The 24311-nt window shown below is 38.3% G+C and carries 22 protein-coding genes; 16 read left to right on the top strand and 6 right to left on the bottom strand.

What is annotated here, in order from left to right; translation table 11 throughout:
- Window positions 1–157: 157 nt before the first annotated feature.
- The 5 genes from cidR (at window position 158) to CD138_RS10405 (ending at window position 3814) form a co-directional block, all read left to right on the top strand.
- Window positions 158–1087, top strand: a complete 930-nt coding sequence (gene cidR, locus CD138_RS10420; protein ID WP_019167238.1) for a cidABC operon transcriptional activator CidR — start codon at window positions 158–160, stop codon at window positions 1085–1087.
- A 77-nt stretch (window positions 1088–1164) separates the two neighbouring features.
- Complete coding sequence (locus CD138_RS10415; protein WP_019167239.1) at window positions 1165–1557, top strand: CidA/LrgA family protein; 393 nt, start codon at window positions 1165–1167, stop codon at window positions 1555–1557.
- Entirely contained in the window at window positions 1554–2240 is a 687-nt protein-coding gene (locus CD138_RS10410) for an LrgB family protein (RefSeq protein ID WP_019167240.1), read from the top strand. Before CD138_RS10415 ends, CD138_RS10410 begins: the two co-directional genes overlap by 4 nt.
- A gap of 291 nt (window positions 2241–2531) precedes the next feature.
- Complete coding sequence (locus CD138_RS14250) at window positions 2532–2708, top strand: hypothetical protein (RefSeq protein ID WP_019167241.1); 177 nt, start codon at window positions 2532–2534, stop codon at window positions 2706–2708.
- A 281-nt stretch (window positions 2709–2989) separates the two neighbouring features.
- Entirely contained in the window at window positions 2990–3814 is an 825-nt protein-coding gene (locus CD138_RS10405; RefSeq protein ID WP_026066752.1) for a hypothetical protein, read from the top strand.
- Between the two features lie 216 nt (window positions 3815–4030).
- Here the strand turns inward: CD138_RS10405 and CD138_RS10400 are convergent, their stop codons facing one another.
- Window positions 4031–4480: a MarR family winged helix-turn-helix transcriptional regulator gene (locus CD138_RS10400; protein WP_019167243.1), complete on the bottom strand. Its 450-nt coding sequence runs from the start codon at window positions 4478–4480 to the stop codon at window positions 4031–4033.
- Between the two features lie 140 nt (window positions 4481–4620).
- Between CD138_RS10400 and CD138_RS10395 the strand changes: the two genes are divergently transcribed.
- Together CD138_RS10395 and CD138_RS10390 are read left to right on the top strand one after the other, a co-directional pair.
- Complete coding sequence (locus CD138_RS10395) at window positions 4621–5250, top strand: nitroreductase family protein (protein WP_019167244.1); 630 nt, start codon at window positions 4621–4623, stop codon at window positions 5248–5250.
- A 685-nt stretch (window positions 5251–5935) separates the two neighbouring features.
- Window positions 5936–6655: a GTP pyrophosphokinase gene (locus CD138_RS10390; protein ID WP_019167245.1), complete on the top strand. Its 720-nt coding sequence runs from the start codon at window positions 5936–5938 to the stop codon at window positions 6653–6655.
- A gap of 274 nt (window positions 6656–6929) precedes the next feature.
- Here CD138_RS10390 and CD138_RS10385 read toward each other — a convergent pair whose 3' ends face one another.
- A complete protein-coding gene (locus CD138_RS10385) occupies window positions 6930–7487 on the bottom strand; it encodes a M23 family metallopeptidase (RefSeq protein WP_019167246.1) in 558 nt (185 codons plus the stop codon).
- Between the two features lie 169 nt (window positions 7488–7656).
- A complete protein-coding gene (locus CD138_RS10380) occupies window positions 7657–8364 on the bottom strand; it encodes a transglycosylase SLT domain-containing protein (protein ID WP_019167247.1) in 708 nt (235 codons plus the stop codon).
- A 422-nt stretch (window positions 8365–8786) separates the two neighbouring features.
- Between CD138_RS10380 and CD138_RS10375 the strand changes: the two genes are divergently transcribed.
- Entirely contained in the window at window positions 8787–10205 is a 1419-nt protein-coding gene (locus CD138_RS10375; protein WP_026066753.1) for a phosphate--AMP phosphotransferase, read from the top strand.
- A 116-nt stretch (window positions 10206–10321) separates the two neighbouring features.
- Window positions 10322–11197 carry an alpha/beta hydrolase gene (locus CD138_RS10370; protein WP_019167249.1) on the top strand — a complete coding sequence of 292 codons (876 nt, stop codon included), beginning with the start codon at window positions 10322–10324 and terminating at the stop codon, window positions 11195–11197.
- 109 nt (window positions 11198–11306) lie between these two features.
- Here the strand turns inward: CD138_RS10370 and CD138_RS10365 are convergent, their stop codons facing one another.
- On the bottom strand, window positions 11307–11516 hold the full coding sequence (locus tag CD138_RS10365; RefSeq protein ID WP_019167250.1) for a hypothetical protein: 210 nt from the start codon (window positions 11514–11516) through the stop codon (window positions 11307–11309).
- A gap of 186 nt (window positions 11517–11702) precedes the next feature.
- On the opposite strand from CD138_RS10365, the gene CD138_RS10360 reads away from it, so the two are divergent.
- Window positions 11703–12827 (top strand): hypothetical protein, encoded by a 1125-nt coding sequence (locus tag CD138_RS10360; RefSeq protein WP_019167251.1) that lies wholly within the window; start codon window positions 11703–11705, stop codon window positions 12825–12827.
- A gap of 541 nt (window positions 12828–13368) precedes the next feature.
- On the opposite strand, the gene CD138_RS10355 is transcribed toward CD138_RS10360, so the two are convergent.
- Window positions 13369–14121, bottom strand: a complete 753-nt coding sequence (locus CD138_RS10355; RefSeq protein ID WP_019167203.1) for a DeoR/GlpR family DNA-binding transcription regulator — start codon at window positions 14119–14121, stop codon at window positions 13369–13371.
- A gap of 168 nt (window positions 14122–14289) precedes the next feature.
- On the opposite strand from CD138_RS10355, the gene CD138_RS10350 reads away from it, so the two are divergent.
- The 6 genes from CD138_RS10350 to aldA are packed head-to-tail and all read left to right on the top strand — an operon-like array spanning window position 14290 to window position 22391.
- Complete coding sequence (locus CD138_RS10350) at window positions 14290–16059, top strand: L-fucose isomerase (protein WP_019167204.1); 1770 nt, start codon at window positions 14290–14292, stop codon at window positions 16057–16059.
- A 12-nt stretch (window positions 16060–16071) separates the two neighbouring features.
- Window positions 16072–17472, top strand: coding sequence for a rhamnulokinase (locus tag CD138_RS10345; protein ID WP_019167205.1), 1401 nt, complete (start codon window positions 16072–16074; stop codon window positions 17470–17472).
- Window positions 17473–17487: 15 nt separating this feature from the next.
- Window positions 17488–18141: a class II aldolase/adducin family protein gene (locus tag CD138_RS10340; protein WP_019167206.1), complete on the top strand. Its 654-nt coding sequence runs from the start codon at window positions 17488–17490 to the stop codon at window positions 18139–18141.
- A gap of 27 nt (window positions 18142–18168) precedes the next feature.
- On the top strand, window positions 18169–19530 hold the full coding sequence (locus CD138_RS10335; protein WP_019167207.1) for an MFS transporter: 1362 nt from the start codon (window positions 18169–18171) through the stop codon (window positions 19528–19530).
- A 30-nt stretch (window positions 19531–19560) separates the two neighbouring features.
- The gene (locus CD138_RS10330) at window positions 19561–20925 is read left to right on the top strand and encodes an alpha-L-fucosidase (RefSeq protein WP_019167208.1); all 1365 of its coding nucleotides are present in this window, start codon (window positions 19561–19563) and stop codon (window positions 20923–20925) included.
- Between the two features lie 32 nt (window positions 20926–20957).
- On the top strand, window positions 20958–22391 hold the full coding sequence (aldA, locus tag CD138_RS10325) for an aldehyde dehydrogenase (protein WP_019167209.1): 1434 nt from the start codon (window positions 20958–20960) through the stop codon (window positions 22389–22391).
- A 201-nt stretch (window positions 22392–22592) separates the two neighbouring features.
- Here aldA and CD138_RS10320 read toward each other — a convergent pair whose 3' ends face one another.
- Window positions 22593–24107, bottom strand: a complete 1515-nt coding sequence (locus CD138_RS10320) for a M4 family metallopeptidase (protein WP_019167210.1) — start codon at window positions 24105–24107, stop codon at window positions 22593–22595.
- Window positions 24108–24311 lie beyond the last annotated feature (204 nt).

Here is a 24311-nt window from a genome sequence, read left to right as displayed (position 1 = left end):
AAGCATATCTCCATTGTATAAGATAAAAAATATGTAAAATTAATAGTATATTACCCTTAAAATGTAAGCGTGTCAAAATTTGTATGAACGGACTGTGCGCGATACAATTTGAAAGAGACACTACGCTAAAATATAGAGACAGAATGGAGGGTGACAGTTGGATATTAAACAGATGAAGTATTTTATAGAAATTGTACGTCAAGGGGGGATGACCCGTGCAGCTGAGACGTTATACATTGCACAACCGACAATGAGTAAAGCGATTAAAGAACTCGAGTCTGAAATCGGTCAGCCGCTATTCGATCGAACACGCCGCCAATTGTTACTAACGGATGTGGGGGAAGTGTTTTATCATAAAGCTGTTGAAATACTCAAATTATATGAAAGTTTGCCGAATGAAATCAGTAGTTTGCTCGGTCTTGAGAAAGGTTATATCTCTATCGGCATTTCTGCATTGATGGACATGGAACGTTTAGTACAAGTACTCGCACAATTTCACCAACAGTATCCGAATGTCGTTTTTAATTTAGATGAAAATGGGGGTAAAACGATTGAAAATCAAGTGCGCAACAATGAAATCCACCTCGGACTGACTTCTTTACCTGTGGATAGTAAAATATTTGATTCGTTTCCATTGTATTCAGAGGAATTCAAAGTTGTGATGCATCATACCCATCCACTCGCACAACAACAAACGGTGACTTTTAAAGCATTAAAAGATGAAGATTTTATTATGTTTAATGAAGACTTTTATATTAATGATAAAATCATTGCGCTCACACGACAAGCAGGGTTCGTACCGCATATCGTTTCTAAAATTTCGCAATGGCAATTTATTGAACATTTGATTACTGCAAAAATGGGTATCGGTATTTTGCCTAATAACATTGTACGTATCATTCGTCGCAATCCCGAAATTCGTGTGTTATCCATTGAGGACAGTCAGCTTGATTGGACGATGGGCGTCATTTGGCGTAAAGACGTCTATTTGAACCATGCGACACAAACGTTTTTAGATTATTTGAACATCCATTTACCATTAACAAAAGTTGAAGAAAACGATTCCATAGATAAAAGTAATGAATAGCATGAAAAACCAATATTTTTATAATAATTGATTACCCGTTACAATAGAATCATTCGAACGAAGAAAGGATGATTGGAATGGCAAAAGTGAAACAGCTATTAAAAACTGTAACGCAATTATGCATCATATATGGGATTACGGTGTTAGGTAATCAAATACAGCAGTTTTTCAACATCCCCCTAGCTGGTAGTATTGTTGGGTTGCTTTTATTTTTCCTTTTACTTCAATTTAAAATTATTAAAGTGGAATGGATTAAAGAGGGTGCCAATTTTCTACTTGCCACGATGGTGTTTTTCTTCGTTCCGTCTGTGATAGGGTTAATGGATGTCATCTCAGAATTGAACTTAAACTTCATTATATTTTTCACATTAGTGGTTGTCGGTACGATACTTGTTGCATTTAGTTCTGGTTTAGTGGCGGAAAAAATGGTGACAGGACATATCTTCCGGAAAGGACATCACCAATCATGATCGTTTTACAAGGCTTAGCAATGATTGTATTAACAGTCGTGATGTTTATATTGTCCAAAAAAATATATAACAAGTTTAAATCACCTATACTCAACCCCGCTTTGATGACATCTCTTGGCGTCATTGCGATATTGTTACTTTTTAATATCGACTATCACAGTTATATGGTGGGAGGGCAATGGATTAATCATCTATTGAGTTCCACAGTTGTGTGTCTTGCGTTTCCACTGTATATCAACCGGCATAAGATTGTGAAGTATTTTAAAACCATCTTCGTCAGTGTATTCACAGCCGTCATTTTAAATTTTTCCCTTATTTATTTTTCATTAAAATTACTCGGCTATGGACGCGAAGATATTGTGACGTTGCTTCCCCGCTCAATTACAGCAGCGGTCGGTATTCAAGTGTCGCATCAGCTCGGTGGCGAGGATACGATGACGATTCTCTTTATCATCGCGACGGGTTTGATAGGAAGTATGATGGGCGCATTTCTCCTCCGTATGACGAACTTTCAATCTTCCATTGCACGTGGCATGACGTTTGGTAACGCTTCTCATGCATTTGGAACCGCACGTGCATTGGAAATGGATCTAGAGTCAGGCGCATTTAGTTCGATTGGTATGATTTTATCAGCCGTTATGAGTTCTGTGATGCTTCCAATATTATTGATGTTGTTCTATTAATATTCAAAACCACCATGGCCAACCCCTATATATGCCGTGGTGGTTTTTTATTTTGGGTTGAAAATATGATGTTTACAAAAATGAGTCATGTATTACAGTCGTGAAAAATCAGAGTCTTTTGCTTTTCAATTCACCTGTTGATGTCGCTATTGAATGGTTTACGTATTCATAGCATAAACCTCAAAATTTTGAGTGTTCGATATTTTTGTGACAGGTGCACTTTATATTTTTCTGTTATTCATTTTGTGATAATATAAAGTTATTCATGATTGAACGCGGGAGGTGCTTGCGATGTATACGATATTAATCATTTTGACAGTGCTGACCGTCATTGCTTGGATTAAGGCAATTCGTGCATTTCGTCAGACAGAACAAAAAGGCAAAATCAGCCCAAATACATGGGTGATTATTGGTGCGGTGTTGACAACATTGACGATCATGATGATGTTTATCTTCAGCCAAAATTAAACGTGTGATTTGATGCATGTGAATGATAATGATGAAAGACAAATGTGAAAAATTGCGGTGGCAGTTTTCAACCTTTGTCTTTTTTTATGCACATTTTTGCAGGAATAAAGCGGTTGGAAGGAAGGATTTATTAATTTTTATTAAGAATCTACTATAATCCAGTGTAGGAAAGTGGAGAAGTGGTATAATACTAAAAAACAAAAACAGATGAGAGAGTGAAAGTCATAGTGAATATTTTAGTGATTACTGATGGTCATCCTTATACGCATCATTATGTGGAAATGCTCGTTGCTGAAGGACATGATGTATTCGTGCAAACGCCACCGACGATGAGACAAACGACTGTCGCACAGACACGAGAGATTGATTTATTTGATTTGTCGAATGTCATGACGGCATTGGAAGATATTGCACTTGTGGTCGTGATTGGGAATCCGTTATTTTCAAATACAAGGCTGACACAAAGTCACGCCGTACAGTTGCAACGGTTGATGTATGATAATTTAGGTTACGCGATGAAACAGGCAAACATTGAGCAGTGTATCGTTTGGCAATCGCAATTACAGCCGGCACTTAAACAAACGATGGCTGCATTTCAAATTGGAGTCGTCCATCATCCATTGAAAACGACGAAATGGTTTCCGCAACGTCGCGTTCTTTATCAATGGAGTGAGGAGCGTCATACGGTGCGCTCAATTCAAGCATTGGATATTCCGCAAAATGTCTCGATGGAAGCGGTCACTGCAATGTATGGTCGGTTTTTAAAAACACTGAATGGCCGTCTTGTTAATGGCATTTATGATGGACAACAGTTTACCATTGTACTCATGCCGTTTAAAATACCACTCATCCAAATGCATCATCATCCGAACAGCGACTTATCTCAACGTGTGATTTTGAACATTACTGGTGGGTGGCTTGCACAACAAAGTGGACGCACAGCGCGTATGGAATTTAGACGTTTAGAAGGCGATACGACGACATGTTTAATCTCATTGCATGACTTTGTGCCGCGGTTGCCATGGGGTGTGTACCGTATGACACAAGCACCGATGCATCGATTGGTCTCATATTTATTCCGTCGATATTGGGAACAATTTAATTAACCCAACCATTTGGCAATAAAATGGGACCAGCGACATCGGAGGAGTAGAAATGTAATAGCGAGAATTCTACTCCATGTGTCAGACTGTAAATGGAGATGTGTGCGACAATGAGTCATACTGTTATCAGGTGTCACTGCGATGTAACTGGGAGATACCTTTATTGATTTGTGTCGCGTATCATTCTGTCGGCATCAGTATCGTGATATAGGTGTAAAGTTAGACTGTCAAAGGGTGAGAAGGGAAGTTGTTTTCAAGGAATCGTTGTAATATTCCAATTAATTCTGTCATGTCTGTCCCTTCCATTGACAAAGACGCATGTACATCTTCATTTAAATGTGCGAGTTGTTGCTTCAGTTCGCGACCTTTATCGGTGAGTGAAATGTTGAGGTTACGTTCATCTTCAGGCTTTCTTACTTTTTTAATCAAGCCCTGTGCCACTAATTTTTTAGTCAGTGGTGTCAAAGTGCCAGAATTCAAATAAATGCGATCACCAAGACGTTTAATATTCACAACTTCATCGTCACCAATTGAAATGAGTGTAATATAGCCTGTATAAGTGAGATCATATTCCTTTAAACAAGCACTATATTTTTTGATCACTTCTTTCGATGAAACATAGAATAAAAAACATAGTTCGTCATGTAGCGCTTTTGGATGTTTTGTCATGTTGTAGACCCCCAATACTTTTAAACAATAGTTACTACTATTATACATACTTTTTTCTTGATTCAAAACTATGTATAAAATATAATTGAATCGCACTTTATTTAATGAAAGTTTACATTATAAGAGGAAAGGTGACTTTTATGGCACACAATCAAGATTTTCAAACAATACTTACTGGCCGCCGCTCTGTTAAGTTATTCGATACAGAAGTAAAAATTCCACGTGAAGAAATGAACGAAATGATTAGAAAGGCAACATTAGCGCCATCATCAATTAATATGCAACCTTGGCGTTTTGTCGTAGTGGATACTGAAGAAGGCAAAGATACATTACGTCCACTCGTACAATTCAATAGTCGTCAAAACGATACGTCAGCAGCAATGGTTGTGATCTTTGGTGACATGTTGAACTATGAACACGCCGAAGAAATTTACGGTGCAGCAGTTGAAAAAGGCTATATGCCACAAGAAGTAAAAGACGAATTAGTCGGCAGATTTGTCGCGATGTATGAAGGTTTGGATCAACAATCGATGAATGACATTGTTAAAGTTGATAGTAGTTTAGCGGCAATGCAATTTATGCTTGTAGCACGTGAACATGGTTATGAAACAAATCCTATCGGTGGCTTTAATCGTGAAGAGATTGCGGCAGGTCTTGGATTAGATCCTGAACGTTATGTGCCTGTGATGATTATCGCAATCGGTAAACCGGCTGAAGAAGGTCGTCCTACATCACGTTTAGATGTTGAAAGAATTGTGCAATATCGTTAAGAAAAATCATACTTTAAAAATGGGGGATGGGACATAATCACTTTTGATGCTATGGATGAGATATTTTTGTTTAACTTGCCGTTTCGCTATGAATTGTATTATTGATTGCCCTCATGGCTTCGCGTTCCTAGGGGCTGGTCCTTCGACTAACTAACGCTTGATTAAACAGTTACATTTGTCGAGGCGTTAGTGGATTCTCCGGACCAGCTGACCCCTCAGGAGTCTCAGCCTTCGGGCAATCTTACCCAAATACAAGTAGTAGAGGTCAAGTTGATAATATAAAGATAATTCATAGCATCAATTTTTTATGTCCATTCTTCCTCATTTTCGTTGTTATTATCATTAACTGAAGATATAGCTCCACGAATAGGGCTGGGATATCATGATGTCCCAGCCCGTATTTTTTTGCTATGATTCAATATTAAGCGACAAACAAAGGGCATACGCTATCGAGTAGACCCTATTTTTAGTCGAATGCACAGTGGCTTTAGTGCCTTCAAACCATAAAAAAGGGTGATTTTATTGAAAAATACAGATGTTCAAGGACAAGTGATTCTATCAATTTTAATTTTCACCGCAGCTTTAAGGAAAAGTAGTAAAGGCCTATTGAACCTGATATGATGGTGAAAGATAACATAGCATTTAGGACTTTGATTTTAAATACAGTTATGTTGAGGTGAAAGAAATGTTTGTAGAAAAAAATGCACCTTTTAATGAAGAGAGCTTAAGACAAGAAATTGCCAAATATATGAATCGTGATTTAAAAGACATTGGTAGTGTTGAAGAAATTGTCGCATTTATTGAACTAGAACATATCTATCGTGCAGCTTTAGAAGAAATTAGTACAAAGTTGCGTATTTTAGACGAAGATTTCCAGATTAAATACGCTCACAACCCGATTCATCACATGGAGCGTCGAGTCAAAGAAATCCCAAGCTTATTGCAAAAATTAAAACGAAAAGGCTATCCGCTCACAGCTCAAGCCGCAAGAGAAAATATTATGGATATTGCTGGTATTCGAGTTGTTTGTAATTATATTGATGACATCTATACTGTCGAACAATTGCTTTTGAAACAAACTGATATACAATTATTGACGCGTAAAGATTATGTTGAAAATCCGAAGAAAAATGGTTATAGAAGTTTGCATATTGTGATTTCAGTCCCGATTTTTCTCACAGATGGCATGATTGATACCCCTGTGGAAATCCAATTACGCACCATTGGTATGGACATGTGGGCGAGTTTAGAACACAAGCTGCATTATAAAAATCAGCGTGGTGATTCAGAGATGTATTGTGATACATTGAAGGCGTGTGCATTGGAGATTGGTGATGTAGAGGAGAAAATGCAACGTATCCATTTGAGCATACAGCATGATAGAGAAAAGTTAGGGACATGTTGATTACTTTTTAGTGTCTTACTTCAACACAATGCAACTAGAATAAATTGTTATTTTGAGGAATCGATGTATACGAATAGTTTGACGACCTGATAAATATAAGTAAATCAAGTTTCTCACCATTCTCGTTATAATATGTGTACTGTTAACACCATTTTGTTTATTCTGTCTTATTTAATATTTTCAGTGAATAGAATGGGGAGTAAGAAACATAAAAAACAGGTGCTAAGAGCGGCGTTGTCTCAAAGCACCTGTTTTATATTTGCCCCGTATCACGTTAATCTATTCGATAAAGACTGCGTTGTTGATTGGGAAGTTGGTCCACAAAGTCATCAGGGTCCTCAGCAAACCGATTGCCCACACCGCCATGCATCCGTTGAAAATGGAGATGAGGTCCTGTCGTTTGTTCTCCTGTATTTCCTGACAATGCGATGACATCTCCGGCAACAACCGTATCACCTGGTTTTACTTTGAATGTATTTAAATGCATGAACCATTGATAGTATTGGTCGTTATCTTCACGTATTTCTAACACACGACCACCGAGATTGTCATTGAAAGTTCTTGTCACAGTGCCATTCGTAGGTGCAAGAATCGGTGTATCTTCGGGTAAGCGATAGTCATTACCGTAATGCCGATTGTCGCCATCGAAAGATAAATTACGATTATATGTGCCAAAGCCGTGTGTTTTACGGTCTTGATTGAAAAATGAATCTGAAAAGGGATGATTCTCTTTTGAGGTTTCGCGCTGAATCGAATCGTAATGCATCACAGCTGTGACAGCAATCACAATCACAACGCCCAAAAAGAATAGTGGAAAAAACCATTGCTTCATAAGCTCACCTTGTTTTTTAGATTGTTTACTATTGTATCGGGCGTCGTATAGCAATGCAATGATTTTGATTGGTACGTAACGCAAATGATTTGAACTGAATGATGCAGCGAAATAAAAAAAGAACTTGAAGTGTGAGATACACTTCAAGTTCTTTAACTCTATATGAGGCTTACATTCCCCAAGCTGATAAACCTTGTGCGTTGTAAGCTTTTGTAGCTGCAGCGATTTGACCTTCATAAGTGCTTGTTGAACCCCAACCAGGCATTGTTTGGAATAAACCAGATGCGCCTGAAGCGTTACGAGCATTTAATTGACCATTTGATTCACGTGCAATAATTGCTTCCCAAGTTGATGCTGGAACACCTGTACGGCTAGCCATTTCTTGAGCAGCTCTTGTACCATAGCTACCAGCAGTGTTACCGTTTGCTAATCTAACTGAACCAGTTGAAGTTGATGCAGTTTGGTAAGAAGGTGCTGCTTGTTGTTTTGGTGCTTGACCAGATGTTTGTTGAGTCGCTGATGGACCATTGCTATATGATTGTTGTGAAGCTTGTCCACTTACGTCAGCCATTTGTGTTGGTTGTGCAACTGAAGCGTGGTCATGATTTGATGATTGACCAAAGCCATTGTATGACCAACCGAAGTATACACCGTCTGACCAGAAGCTATATGATACACCGTCTAAAGTGAAGTTATATTCGTATGAACCTTCTTCAATTGGGTGTTGGTTTAATGATGGATCGTTATGTTGTGCCATTTCTGCTAATTTAGCTTGATCAATGTTTTGTTCTGCTGCATTAGCATCATGAGCGCTTGCTACAAATCCTGTACCGATTGTAGCCGCAAGTGTCGTTGTTAAAAGTAATGATTTCTTCATAGTAAAAAAGTCCTCCAGTAAAGTAAGTTTTTATATATTCATTTTCAAAAGTATGCGTAATTAAAAAATTCAACAACCACACTCTACCAATGAAACCTCTTTTTGTAAATTACGCGTAAATAACAAAACATTACAATCGTTTTTCATTTTATCGCTTTGTAACATAACTGTTATATTGTTGGATCGTTGTTTGAAATGATAAGTGTTAACAAAGGCTGTTTTAATAAGGTTTATTAGAGTTATTGCGAAATTAATAAAAAATGACATATATTACAAATATTACAGAGCAAAGTTGAATTGTAATGAAAAAATGGGTAAGGCTCGAATAGAAAAGTGTTGATCCGGTTAATCGTGAGTTAAAAATTGTTCTGGCATTGCTCATATTGAATTGACTTTTATATAATAAGAGTAATGAGGTGAGAATGATGAAAAAACTGGATACGTTACGTTTAGAAATTGCGAAATTAACACGACAAACACATGCACTTGGGATACCGACGCTCATTATTTTTGAAGGCGTACCTGCTTCAGGGAAAACAAGATTAACTAACGAGTTATTGCTCAATTTAGATGCAAAGTATACAAAGTTTATTGCGACGAAAACACCATCAGACTATGATTTACGATACCCATTTTTACAACGCTTTTGGGAAACTTTACCGGAAAAGGGTCACATTAACATTTATTTTAGAAGTTGGTATTCACATTATGTGGACTATCAAGTACATCAAATTAAATATCCGCTGTTTAAAAATCCACAAATTTTAAAATCTGAAATAGATGACTTTGAAACGATGCTCGACAATGGTCATCACGAAATGATTAAGTTTTTTATTCAGATTAATGAAGAAAAGCGTCAAGAACATATTGCGCAAATGAAGGCGAACCCGTTAACGAGTTGGAAAGCCCAAGAATATGAACAAGTCGTTGCACCGGATACTTATTTAGAGTATATGCAACCGCTGCTAGATGATTCTTGGGAAGTGATTGATTATGATGAACGTGAAAAAGCGCTCGTTCAAATGTATACGCATATTCAAGAGCGTTTGACACAAGCCATTTCACGACATGAACAACGCGATACACATCGAGACGGTCGTTTTTCGGATACGTTTGAAACCAAGTTATTTGAAAATAAGCCAACTAAAATTTCGAAAGAGGATTATAAAGAAAAATTGACAGCGTTACAAAAGCGGATGCGTGAACTTCAATTTGCTTTATATGAACGAAAAATTCCGCTTGTACTCGTATATGAAGGGATGGACGCAGCAGGTAAAGGGGGCAACATTAAGCGTGTGCGTGAGTTGCTCGATCCAACAGGCTATGAAGTCAATGCGGTAAGTGCGCCAACCGATGTTGAATTAAATCATCATTATTTATGGCGTTTTGCGAAAACGATGCCGAAAAGTGGTCATATTGGTATTTTTGACCGGAGTTGGTATGGTCGTGTATTAGTTGAGCGTGTGGAAGGTTTTGCGACTGAAAAAGAATGGTCTCGCGCATATGATGAAATTAATGCGTTCGAAAAAATGTGGACCGATGATGGCGCGATTATTTTAAAATTCTTCCTTTCTCTAGATAAAGACGAACAGTTGAAACGATTTAAAGCGCGTGAGACAGATGTTGATAAACAATGGAAAATTACTGATGAAGATTGGCGTAACCGTGATAAATGGGAGCAATATCTTGAGGCAAGTGAAGATATGATTCAGAAAACCGATACTGCGGATGCACCATGGCTTGTTGTGGCTGCGGATCATAAAAAGACAGCGCGTATTGAAGTATTGAAGTACATCATTCAAAAATGTGAAGAAAAACTTTGGGGTGTACAACAATATTAAGAAAATCAGACTCAAGCCCTTTTTTATAGTGATGGTTTTCTACTATAATATAGAGACATATCATCAACGACGTATTGCGCGTGCAAAAAGAATAGAACTGAGATAGAGGAAAAAATATGTCACTAGCTAATTATGAAACAAATATCATGAAATTATCACAGTCAAACGATGCAGTATTAGAGGTTGCCGTTATGGGGGATCAGGAGACAGATAAAGCGGTCGTCCTCCTTCATGGTGCGATCATGAATTATAAAATTATGACGATTTTTGCGAAATACATTCATGATGCTAAATTGATTTTTATTAACTGTCCTGGTCGCGGGGGAAGTACAAGCCTTGAACGTCAAGATTATGACCTTTCTGAATATGCGAGACGAATTAACGAAGCGCTCGTTAATATTGTTAAGGATTCTAATATTACAGAGATGTCGATGATTGGCTATTCGATGGGCGGTTTAATCGCGACAAAACTTGCAGGATACAATACATTGCCAATCAAACATTTAATCTATTTAAACAGTGCTGCCAAAATTGATTATAAAGAGTTACGCTTTTCTAAATTGTTGTATGAAATCATGAAAGACGTCAAACCTGGCGAACAAAATGAAATGATTAATAGTATTCCTGAATTTGTATTGTCACAAGGCGTTTCTAAAAATCAGAAAGCGGGCTTTAATTTTTCTCAATATTTCGCACCAGTTGAAACGATGATCACAGATTTAATGTATACGTTGCGTGCAGATTACTTGGCAGATATTGATCAGATTAAAGAAATGCCGAAAGTCCTCTTTTTACTCGGAGAAGATGACGTTATCTTTCCGAACAAAGACTCGAAAATGACACATGAAAAATTTGAAACATTAGGTGCAGACGTTCAATCGATTATTTATCCAGATGTTGGTCACTTAGATTTTTTAAGTGTGCTTGATGATTCGAGTGTCTCTGAACAAGATAGTATGACCTATCATATTAATCAACTGTTGGCAGAATGATGATGTCCATTCAGTTTGAATTGTGTGTTCTACCAAATGAAGCTACAATAAAAAATGCGCATTCAACCTTTGTCTAGCAAAGTGTTGATGCGCATTTTTTGCCTTTCAGTTAAAAGAAATCAGAAGGTAATAAATCTTCAAATTCAAAATGCTCTATTTTTTGAACGGGCTGACTATTTAAAAAGTCTTGCACGAAAGAAGACTGAACAACATCATTTTTGTAATTTTCGACAGCCGCTAAGTTGTCGCTATCTTGGAAATAGTGTGCAGCAAATAGGATTACACCTATCGCAATCGCAGCACGTAAAAGGACACGCATTGTAGAAACCTCCTTCTAGCATGATACCTTAATCATACACGAATGAATAAGAAAAGACATGCGTCTAGAGCAACAAGGATTTATCCAACTTTAGCATGAGAAGGTGACGATTTAATCTCGCTTTACATTGAATTAACATCATTACGTTACGATAAAAGAAAAGAGGAATCAAAGGAGGCACACGGTGTGAAAGTGACGTTCGAAGCGATTCGACATCAGCAAGGGTGGATTGAAGCGGTTTATTACGATGAAATCCATGAAGGCACGATTCGATTTGAAATGGCAGATCCTATCGAAGTGCGCGATGATTTGGTAGCAGAAGCATTGGCAGCGCTTTGTGGTCAGTACTATGACATGATCGAAATGGAATGGAAAGTATCTCAACGAACGAAAGAACAGATTGAACGTCGCACAGGGGCTAAGCTCGTTTGTAAAGTACGATTGCTCCATTGGAATCTAAATCGAATGATGCGACATGATATCAAAACACTTAATTTTAATGGAGACGTGTATAATTTGTCCGCATTAGCGCTCACACCAGGTGACGTCAATGATGTGTCACTCGATTTTGGTCGGGAATCTGCACATATGTATGACATGTTTGATGCATGGCAAAGCCGCATTGTCAAAACGAATGTGATGGAAACGCACTTTCCTTTGATTACTTCGGATTATTACATGATTGGAAGTATTTTGTATAAAGACTTTTTCAATACGACTTATATGGTGACGGGAATGCAGCTGAATCCGCTAACAGTGAATATGACGAAAATGGAGGCTGAACAAGCAATTGCAGGTATGGTGAACTTGCCACATGCGCTAGGTTTGACGGCGGTAGGTCATACGAAAATTGCATGTCAACGTTGGCCTCATTTGCTTGAACAGGCATGTCGCGCGGTGAGAGTTTCGCAACCCCATATTGATGTACAACAACGCTTACTGATAGACATGGAAAATGAACGTGGACGACTCGGATTGGGTTCCTATGCAAATCAAATTCAACCAACAGGAATTGTTTGGGGGACGGATGAACGTTTGGACTTTTTAGCACTCTATATATTGAAATATGGTGGTAGGGAACAAGCAGAAAAGTTAGTTCAACACATCCCAGTAGAAGCGGATGCCCTTGTGCGACAATGCGATTTTAAATTTTATGAGCGCTATTATCCAGGTGTGTTACATTATATGAGCAAGTCCATGCGTGAAGCAGTACAACTACGGCTAGAAAAATATGGTATTGTGATGATGAGTGAGATAGATTGGCAAAATTTTATCACTGTCAGAGCATGGATTCAACAAACAAGAAAATAAAAAAGAGGGGATAGAACATAAAAATTTTTGATGCTATAGATGCAGTATTTTTGCTAAACTTGCCCTCCTTATGGTTTGTGGTTTTTGATTGCCCTCATGGCTTCCCTTTCTTAGGGGCTTGATCTGGCCCTTCAACTCACTAACGCTTAATTAAACTATTACATTTATTGAAGCGTTAGTGGTTTTTGGGAGCAGTACAGAAATCTCATGTGGAACAAAGGTTTCGTCGTACTGCCCCCGCAAGGCTGACTAGGATTCTCAAAAGCATTAGCATTGAGAAGTCAGACAGCTACTGCGATAATCAGCAACCACTATTAAAGTTAAAGGACGACAATTTGTTTTTAACTTCATCCCTCAAGAGTCTCAGCCTTCTGGCAATTATACTCCAAATACTGGAACAGAGGGTAAGTTTCTAATATGAAGACAATCCATATCATACAATTATTACGTCAAATTCATCCTTGTTTTTGGCTGTTTTATTATCAATAATCGATATAATTCCATAAAAAGTACTAATGTACCACCCACTTTTAAGGTCGTACTAAAGCACTTCTACATGGTGACGTTTGAGTACTTCGTGATATGCTTCTGGAAGTGGCGTATCGCTCACCACATAGTCAATGTCATCAAATGATGCGAATTGAAACAGGGCATCTTCATGTGGGATCAATTTACTCGAATCGACAAGCATGATGACTTTTCGACCTTGACGTACCATTTCCTTCTTAGTAAACCCTTCCTGTTCACCGTTCACTGAAGCCCCATTAACCGAAAAGGAACGACAACTCAATAATGTAACATCCGTATAGTAATGATGAATCGTATTAATGGCTTGTGAACCAACTAATGTGGCTGAATCCGGCTTCAACATCCCGCCTGTTGAAATAAAATCGAGTGGTGTGGATGACAATTCGTATAGCATATTAATCGAATTCGTAATGACTTTAAATGATTGCCCTTGAATCGATAACAAACGTATCGCCTCTAATACGGTAGAACTGGAATCTGCCATAATACTATATTGCTCCTTCAGTAAAGGAAGTATTTTTTTAGCAATAATTTTTTTCTTTTCCGAATTAGTTGTCGCACGAAATGCGTAAGGAAAATCACTTTCCGCAACTAATGAAGCGCCACCATGTTTTCTTTTAACGACGCCATCTTTTTCCAACTGTTCCAAATCACGGCGAATCGTTTCTTCGCTCACTTTGAAAGTATCTGCTAAATCTTTGACGTTCACATGTTTGAAAGTATGTAAACGATTCATGATTTCGCTGTAGCGCTGAAATTTTTTCATCTCATCCATCTCCTTTTCTCACATTATAGCAAAAAAATCCCACAAAAAAACCAAAATTAAAACGGTCATATTACCACAATTAATGTGAGAAAATCTTTACTTTATGTAAGCGTTATCATATAATGAGTTTGAAATAGAGAGAAGTCAATCATTTAAGGAGGGTTCATGATGTTTACACAGTTACCTAAAATTGGGATTCGTCCAACAATTGATGGGCGTCGAAAAGGAGTAAGAGAGTCACTCGAGGCACAGACGATGGATATGGCAAAAGCTGTGGCACAACTCATCTCAGAAACTTTGAAATACCCAAATGGTGAAGCCGTACAATGTGTGATTGCGGATACAACGATTGGTGGTGTGACTGAAGCCAATAAAGCAAAAGAAAAGTTTGAACAGCATCAAGTGTGCGCAACAATCACTGTTACGCCTTGTTGGTGCTATGGCTCGGAAACGATGGATATGAACCACAATATCCCACATGCGATTTGGGGATTGAATGGTACAGAACGTCCAGGTGCAGTGTATTTAGCGGCAGTATTATCTGCGCATGCTCAAAAAGGAATTCCAGCATTTGGCATTTATGGTAAAGATGTTCAAGATGCAACGGACCGTCATATTCCTGAAGATGTTAAAGAAAAATTATTACTGTTTAGTAAAGCAGCACTTGCCAAAGGACTCATGCAAGGTAAAGCATATTTATCGATCGGTAGTGTATCAATGGGGATTGCGGGTTCAATGGTAGACGAAAGCTTTTTCCAACAATATTTAGGCATGCGTAACGAGTATGTCGATTCGACTGAACTGATTCGCCGTATGGAATTGGGCATTTATGATCATGAAGAATACGAACGTGCACTTGCTTGGACGAAAGAAAAATGTCATTTCGGTAAAGATAATAATGCGCCAGAAAATCAAATTAGCGATGAAGAAAAAGCAAAACAAGTTGAATTTATTGTGAAGATGACATTAATTAGTCGCGACTTAATGGTAGGTAATCCTAAATTGGCTGAGCTCGGTTATGAAGAAGAGGCAGAAGGTCATTTTGCGATTGCTACAGGTTTCCAAGGCCAACGTCAATGGACTGATTTTTATCCGAACGGTGACTTCACTGAAACGATTTTGAACACGTCATTTGACTGGGACGGCACGCGCACACCATACATTTTAGCGACTGAAAATGACACACTCAATGGTGTAACCATGTTATTCAACTATTTATTAACAAACACGGCACAAATCTTTGCAGACGTGCGTACATATTGGAGTCCTGAAGCGGTTGAACGTGTGACAAGTAAGCCATTAGAAGGTCGTGCGAAAGATGGTATTTTACATTTAATCAACTCAGGTTCAGCGACATTAGATGGAACAGGTCAACAACGACGTGACGGTCAACCTGTGATGAAACCATATTGGGAAATTACAAATGAAGAAGTGGACGCTTGTTTAAATGCGACGGAATTCAGACCAGCGACACAAGAATATTTCCGTGGAGGCGGTTTCTCGACAAACTTCTTAACAGAGGGTGACATGCCTTTAACAATGGTGCGTTTAAATCTTGTTGCAGGATTAGGGCCAGTGCTTCAAATTGCAGAAGGTTATTCGGTGACATTAGATGAAGACATCCATCGCACTTTAGATGAACGTACGGATCCTACTTGGCCAACGACATGGTTTGCGCCGCGTTTAACAGGTCAAGGTGCTTTTAAATCTGTATACGATGTGATGAATCATTGGGGTGCAAATCACGGTGCCATCAGTTACGGTCATATCGGTCAAGAGTTAATCACATTGGCATCGATGTTAAGAATTCCAGTCAGTATGCACAATGTGTACGAAGCAGACATTTTCAGACCACGTGTATGGCAACATTTTGGTACGGAATCATTGGAAAGTGCGGATTATCGTGCTTGTGCAACATATGGCCCAGTATATCGCTAGGGTGGTGACTTTATGAGTGAAACAAAGCATATCGCCATTGATTTTGGTGCGAGCTCTGGGAGAGTCATACTAGGCACATTTGATGGTCATAAAGTGCTATTAGAAGAAGTGTACCGTTTTGCGAATACACCTGTTGAAATGAATGGCGTTTTGTATTGGGACTTTCCGAAGTTGTTTCAAGAAATCAAAAATGGTTTGAAAGCGGTGAGTCGCATCACAACAGCAGTGGAAAGTTTAGCCATTGATACTTGGGGTGTAGACTTTGGTTACATTGATCAACACGGTCACTTATTATTGTTACCTAAAAACTATCGCAATGAGACGAAATTAAAATATCAAGAAGCCATTTACGATTGTTTGTCAGAATTTGAATTTTATGAAGAAACAGGCGTATTACCAAGTTCGATTAATTCATACGTACAACTTTATGCAGACCTTCAAGAACATCCTTGGTTGAAGGAAACAGTTGCTCACGTACTCTTTATGCCAGATTTGTTCAACTATTTCTTAACAGAACAAACGAATGTGAACTATGCCATCGCAAGTACGAGTGGTTTGTTGTCAACAGAACAAAAATGGTCAACGAAAGTCTTGGACACCCTTGGCATACCGGAACACTGGTTTCAGCAAAGTGACATGACGTTGCACACCATTCTTGGTTCGTTAACGCCAACACTTGTGAAAGAAACAGGATTAAAGGATTTACAAGTCATTGCCTCAGCAGGTCATGATACAGCAGCGAGTATTTTAACGGTCGCTTCAGATGCCATATTTATTTCTTGTGGCACGTGGTCTGTTATCGGTATTCAACTTGAACAGCCTATCATTTCTAAAGCAGCTTATAAGAGTTGTTTAACGAATGAAGGAACGAGTGATGGCTATATTAAATGTTTAAAAAATTTGAATGCGTTATGGGTGTTACAACGATACTGGTCTGAACAAGGACATCAATATAGCTATAATGAACTCGTTAAAAGTGCGGTAACTTGTAAAATTGACAGCTATATCGATGTGGAGGATCCCATTTTTCTAAAACATGAAAATATGTATGAACTTATCAGACAACACTTAATAGAGACAGGACAACGCATTCCAAATCATGTAGGAGAATGGGTGCGTGTCGTGATTCAAAGTATTGCATTAAATTATCAACAAACGATTTCAGCTATTGAAAAACTATCAGGTCGACATTACGACAGAGTACATATGGTTGGTGGTGGCATCCAAAATCGATTGTTGTGTCAATTGACGGCGGACTTAACGAATAAAGAAGTTGTAACGGGTCCAGTAGAAGCCAGTGCAATGGGCAATATTTTAAGTCAATTATTAACATTAAAATTAATTGAAAAATCAGAAATTCAACAAGTGATTAATGCATCTGTTGAACTCAACAGCTATGTACCAAACGAATAAGAAGGGGGAGGTCAGATGACTGAAAAAGAACAACAGTTAAGAGAGTTGATTTGCGACATAGGAAGAAATCTATTTAACAAAGATTATGTAGCAGCCAATGATGGCAATATTTCAGCACGTCTATCAGAAAACGAAATTTTAGCCACACCTACTGCAACAAGTAAAGGTTATTTGCGACCAGAAAATATCGTCAAGTTGGATTTAGAAGGGAATATTTTGGAGAGTAAAGAGGGCGTTAAACCATCAACAGAAGTGAAAATGCACTTACGTTGTTATCAAAAAATGCCACAATGTCAAGGTGTTGTTCATGCGCATCCACCTTATGCGACAGCTTTTGCGATTAAAGGTGAAGTTTTGGATAAGGCGACAATGCCTGAAGTTGTCATTGCAATGCCTCAAATTCCATTAGCACATTACGGTTGTCCTTCCACTGAAGAGGTACCGGATTCAATCGAGCCCTACTTTAATCAAAGTGAAGCAGTATTACTTGAAAGTCACGGTGCAATTACATGGGGCAAAGATTTGATGTCTGCGTATTTAAATATGGAGCGTTTAGAATATATTGCCAAATTAACGTACATTACGCGACAACTTGATGGTGAACGTGAATTATCACAAGAAAGAATTGATGAATTAATTAAATTGAGATCATTTTATGGAATGGCTTAAAGGTTTATAAGAAGTGAGGAGATTAATATGTCAAAACAAGCAGGCGCGAACTATAAAGCGTCAGTTAGAGAAAAACTAGCATACGGTTCAGGGGACGGTGCAACAGCATTTGCAGCTGTAATGGTAGGGAGTTTCTCTATGTATTATTTCACAGATGTAATCGGGATTTCAGCAGCTTTTTTAGGAAGTGTTTTATTTTTTACACGTATTTTTGATGCGATTACGAACATTTTAATGGGTTATGTCGTTGATAAAACAAGTACGCGATGGGGGAAAGCGCGTCCGTGGGTATTATGGTCAGCAGTGCCACTTGCGATTTCGACGATACTTGTCTTTAGTATGCCGACCGGATGGAGCGATTCTGCACTCAATTGGTATGTCGTGATTATTTTAAACTTGTATTTCTTAATTTATACAACGAGTAACATTCCTTATGGTACTTTAGGTGCTTTAATCACACAAGATTCCAAAGAGCGTAACAACTTGAACTTATTCCGTATGATTTCATTCTTTGTAATGATGTTGATTATTTCAAACGTCACGATTCCAGCAGTTAATGCATTTGGTGGCGATGCGCGTGCATGGCAATATGTAGCGATTATTTACGGTATTTTGCTCGTTGTCATCTTCATGTTTACATTTAAGTTTACGAAAGAACGTGTGACACAAACGAAAAAAGATAGAGAAGTTAAGCTCATGAAGTCGTTCAAATTACTCATTACAAACAAATATTGGATTATGATTTTTGGCATCATGCTATTGTCATGGGTATTACTTGGTATGATGACAGGAACAAATGTTTACTATGCGGATTATATTTTGAAAGATGCAAGTGTTGTAGGTGCGATGTCACTTTTCTTCACAATTCCGATGTTAGCTGGCTTTTTCTGTATGCCATACCTATTGAAGTTTTTCGATAGAAGACCATTAATTTTAATTGGTTTAATTTTAGTGGTTGTTGGTAGTGCAATCATGTTAATCAAAACAGACAGCCTTACGTTAGTATATGGTGCTTCTATTTTAAGAGGTTTAGGTTTTGCACCGATGATGGGTAGTGCCTATGCAATGTTAGCCGATACGATTGAGTATGGTGAATGGAAACAAGGGATTCGTAATGAAGGTATGATTTACAGTGGAGGTACGTTCAGTACAACATTAGCTGGGGGTCTTTCAGGTGCGATTACAGGATGGATTTTAGAGTTTGGTGGTCATATTAGCGGTAAAGACCATGCACAGCAACCAGAAAGTGTTTATACAGTCATTGAATTTATTTTCATTCACCTACCAATCATTTTAGCGATAATTATTTTTATCATTATGTTGTTCTACAAACTCGATAAAATTTACCCACAAATTGTTAAAGATTTAGAAAGTCGTGTACGCAATTAAAAACATATAAACTGTGGAGGTACGATAAACATGTATTATACACCAAGTTGGGAATCATTAAAGCAACATCCACTACCAAAATGGTTTGATGATGCGAAGTTTGGCATTTTTATCCATTGGGGACCTTATTCTGTATCACATTGGGCCAATACAGAAGGAAAATTTGGAGAAATTGACCGTGACATGCATTTTACATTGAACCCTTATTCAGAATGGTATCAAAATGCATTACGTATTGCTGGAAGTCCAACTGCAGAATATCATGCGAAAACGTATGGAGAAGATTTTGAATATGAGCAATTTGCTGATTTATGGAAAGCTGAGAAATGGGACCCAGAAGCATGGGCAGAATTGTTTGACAAAGCGGGCGCAAAATATGTCGTTTTGACAACGATGCATCATGATGGCTTTAACTTATGGCCAAGCCGTTACAATCAAGATTACAGTGTAGCGACAAAAGGGCCGAAACGTGATTTAGTTGGCGAATTAACCAATGCGGTACGTCAAAGAAAGTTGAAAATGGGTCACTATTATTCAGGTGGTTTGAACTGGCGCTTTACTTTTGAACCGATTGTGACATTTGAAGATGTGAAATATGTGCGCCCGATTACGTATGATTTTGCGGACTATGCGTATAAACAATTTGCTGAACTGATTGAAAAATACCAACCTGATATTTTATGGAATGACATTGGTTGGCCAGATAAAGGTTTAGAAGACGTGAAGCATTTATTTGCTTATTATTACAATAAAGTGCCTGAAGGTGTTGTCAATGATCGCTGGCATATTGAGAAAAATGCGCCGAACTGGAATCATCCACCAGAAGCGTTTGAAACTTGGGAAGACTTTGATACGAAAGAGTATTCTAATGATCACCAAGCGGCTCAAAAGAAATGGGAATATACACGTGGTATGGGCTATTCCTTTGCTTTCAACAGTAATGAAGGTGAAGAAGAAACAATTTCAGAAGAAGAACTTGTAAGTCTACTCATCGAAGTTGTAAGTAAAAACGGTAACTTATTATTAAATGTAGGTCCACGCCCAGATGGTACCATTCCTGAAATTCAAGTTGAACGTCTTCAACAACTTGGTGCATGGCTAGAGGTGAATGGAGAAGGAATTTACGGAACGCGTCCAAGTAAACAGTCTTCTCTTGTGTTAGATGAAGGTGCGACAGCGTACTTCACACAAAAAGAAGATGTCACTTATGCATATTTAACAGGTAAAATAACAAAAGAAATCACGCTTCAGTTGGACGAATTACAAACGATTCAAAAAGTAGAAGCTTTAAACCCAGCTGATGATATCGACGTAGACATCCAAGATACAACGATAACAATTCGATTTAATGCACAAGCAGATACAGTAGCACACGGTTTTAAATTGATTCATTAAAAAAGTATGTTTGACTAAAGGGAGGTCATCGTATGGCTGATGTATTAAAAAACTATGTAAATGGTGAATTTTTAGAAGGTGATGCAAGTCAGGTAATTGATGTCGTGAATCCGTCGACTGAAGCGGTGATTGCACATGTACCGACTGGTGATGTGGCACTCGTTCGTGAAGCCATTGAACATGCAGATGCAGCACAACAAACTTGGGCGACTTTGCCTGCTATACAACGTGGTGAATATTTACGTAAAATTGCAACAGGCATTCGTGAACGTGCTGCAGAAATTACGCAAACAATTATTGAAGAAGGCGGTAAAGTGCATGCGTTGGCTGAGACGGAAGTATATTTTACTGCAGATTACTTAGATTATATGGCAGAGTGGGCACGTCGTTATGAAGGTGAAATTATTCAAAGTGATCGCCAAGGTGAGCATATTTTCTTGTATAAAAAGCCACTTGGTGTAACGACGGGGATTTTACCGTGGAACTTCCCATTTTTCCTAATTGCGCGTAAAATGGCACCTGCATTATTAACAGGGAATACGATTGTCATTAAACCGTCAGTCGAAACGCCGATTAACGCACAAATTTTTGCAGAAATTGTCCATGAATCAGGTTTACCAAAAGGGGTTTTCAACTTAATTAACGGTTCAGGTCGTGTGCTTGGCGAAGAGTTAGCGAATAACGACAAAGTTGCACTCGTATCGTTAACAGGTAGTGAGCCCGCAGGTAAACAAGTGATGGCTTCTGCAAGTCAAACATTAACGAAAGTCAATTTAGAACTTGGCGGTAAAGCACCAGCGATTGTATTTGAAGATGCAGATTTAGATGCTGCTGTTGAAAATATCGTTGCATCACGTGTGATCAATACTGGTCAAGTATGTAACTGTGCAGAACGTGTATATGTTCATGAAAATGTGAAAGCGGCATTTACAGAAAAGCTTGTTGAAAAAATGGCAAGTGTACACTATAGCGATCCGAATGAAAATAAAGACAGTGCGATGGGACCGTTAATCAGCAAAAAGGCACAAGCAAATGTGCATCGTCTCGTTCAAGGTGCGGTTGAAGCGGGTGGCCAACTTTTACTCGGTGGTGAATTGCCAACAGAGAAAGGTTACTACTATCCACCGACAGTGATCGATCAATGTACGAATGAAATGGAAATTGTACAGGAAGAAATTTTTGGTCCAGTTTTACCATTAGTTTCGTTCAAAACATTTGATGAAGTCATTGAAAAGGCGAACGATACGAAATACGGTTTAACATCTTCTGTGTATACGAAAGATTTACAAACAGCATTTAAAGCAGTGGAACGTCTTGAATTTGGTGAAACGTATATCAATCGTGAAAACTTTGAAGCAATGCAAGGTTTCCATGCTGGGGTGAAACATTCTGGCATCGGTGGGGCTGACGGTAAGCACGGTTTAGAAGAATATTTACGTACACATATTGTTTACATGCAATTATAAAAAGCGAGGGCTGGGAAGCGTAATGTCCCAGCCCTCTGTATGTTTAAGGGGTTTAAAAGGTAGGATTGGAATGACTGTCCGAAGCCCTATCAACAATTCTGCCATGTCACTTTCATTTTAAGTGTTATGACATTGAATCAAGAGTAGGGGCTAACGGGACATTATGTGTCGTTTTTCAGTTGCCATGGTTAAGGCAAACGCTTATACGCCAACTTCATCCCATGCTGATTCTACTTGGCTTGCGACGTCTTCACCGTATAGATCAAATGCTGATTGAACTAAAGACGCTTTTGCATCTGCAAAGTTTGAATTTGAAGCTAAGTAAGTTGTTAATGCTCTGTAATAAATTTGTTCAGCTTGCTCTTGACCGATTTTGTCAACAGTAAGGTAAGCGGCTTTATTCGGAATACCTGAGTTCGTATGCACGCCACCATGGTCACTCGTTGTATTAACATAATCATCCATATGTCCAGGTTGGTTAAAGTCTTCTGGATTAGACATGCTTCGTAATGCATCACCTGGGCGTCCTGGTGTATACACATCTTCACCGATTAAAGCATCTTCTGGATCTATAAAGTAAGCAAATACGTCAGACATACTTTCGTTCAAAGCACCGGGTTGCCCTTGATAGACGAGTCCAGCTGTCTCTTGTGTGACACCGTGTGTAATCTCATGCGCAACGACATCATCTGCACCAGCTAAAGACGTAAATGTCGTACCATCGCCATCACCGTAAATCATTTTGTCGCCAATCCAAGCGGCATTGTTACGATTATCTTCCCCTTGATAGTTGTTGACATGAACAATCGACATAATATCACTATCTTTATTATCGTAAGAATGGCGATTAAATTTTGACAAGTAATAATCATATACTTTTTTAGCGTAATCGTTCGCATCGACACCTGCACTTTGATCCTCATCAGTAAATTCTGTATCTTCATCTGTCATTAACTCTGCAGAACCTGTTGCGGGTTGAAATGTATAAGCTGCCATCACTGCAGAACTTGTCACATCTTCTAATGCGTAGCCACCATCGATTGAATTGATGTTAATACGCTTCTTCTCGCCAAGTACACTAAGACCAGTCCCTTTTGCTGCTGCATGTGCAACTAAGTCTGTTTTTTCTACTACGTCACCAGTTTCAGCATCAATTTTAAGATCCCAGTGTGTCACATCCGGTTCCATTGTCACTAATTCGAGATGATAAATATATTTGTTTTCTTCACCATCAATTTCGACATCGTTAACTTTAACGACATCTTCATCTAAGTTTGATGCTTCAGATTGTTTCATGTTAACTGCTTTGAAGGCAGTTGAAAGCGCATCCTCTTTTGAAAGACTGACACGGTTTGTTGGGTCTACTTTTTCTGCTTTAATTGCACCGTTAATCAAGACGACTTTTCCTGATTTATCAACGTGGACTTTCACTTCTTGATCTTTTGCGTGGATACCATCGACAACAGGTTGAAGGGTGTAATGTGTATAACCAAGGTCGTCAGTAAGGGTGTTGACAACATCGTAATCTTTATAATTGTCTTTAACGTCACTTGGCAATTCTTTCAAAGCTTTATTTGCATCTGACTTCTCTTTGACTATCGTTTTAAAGTTTTTCTCTAGCGGCGTGTCTGATGATTCTGCATATACATTTGGAGAAACAGCTAATACGGATAAACATAAAGTACCGAATAAAACTCTTTTTGATAATTTGAACATTTAAACAACTCCTTAACTTTTGGTATATGTAAAGTTTAATAAATTTATAAATTGCTAAGTATATTTTTGCCTAAGTGTTATTAAATAATGCCTAACTGTAAATTTAATTTTTTCTATGCACGAATTTCGACAGTAAGTGCATGCCATATCGTTAGTAAACGTAACTATAAAAATATTGCTTTGTATAATAATAATATAAACGAA

The sequence above is a fragment of the Staphylococcus intermedius NCTC 11048 genome (genome assembly GCF_002902385.1).
GTDB classification, from domain to species: Bacteria; Bacillota; Bacilli; order Staphylococcales; family Staphylococcaceae; genus Staphylococcus; species Staphylococcus intermedius.
This window is presented reverse-complemented; position numbering and strand designations above follow the sequence as displayed.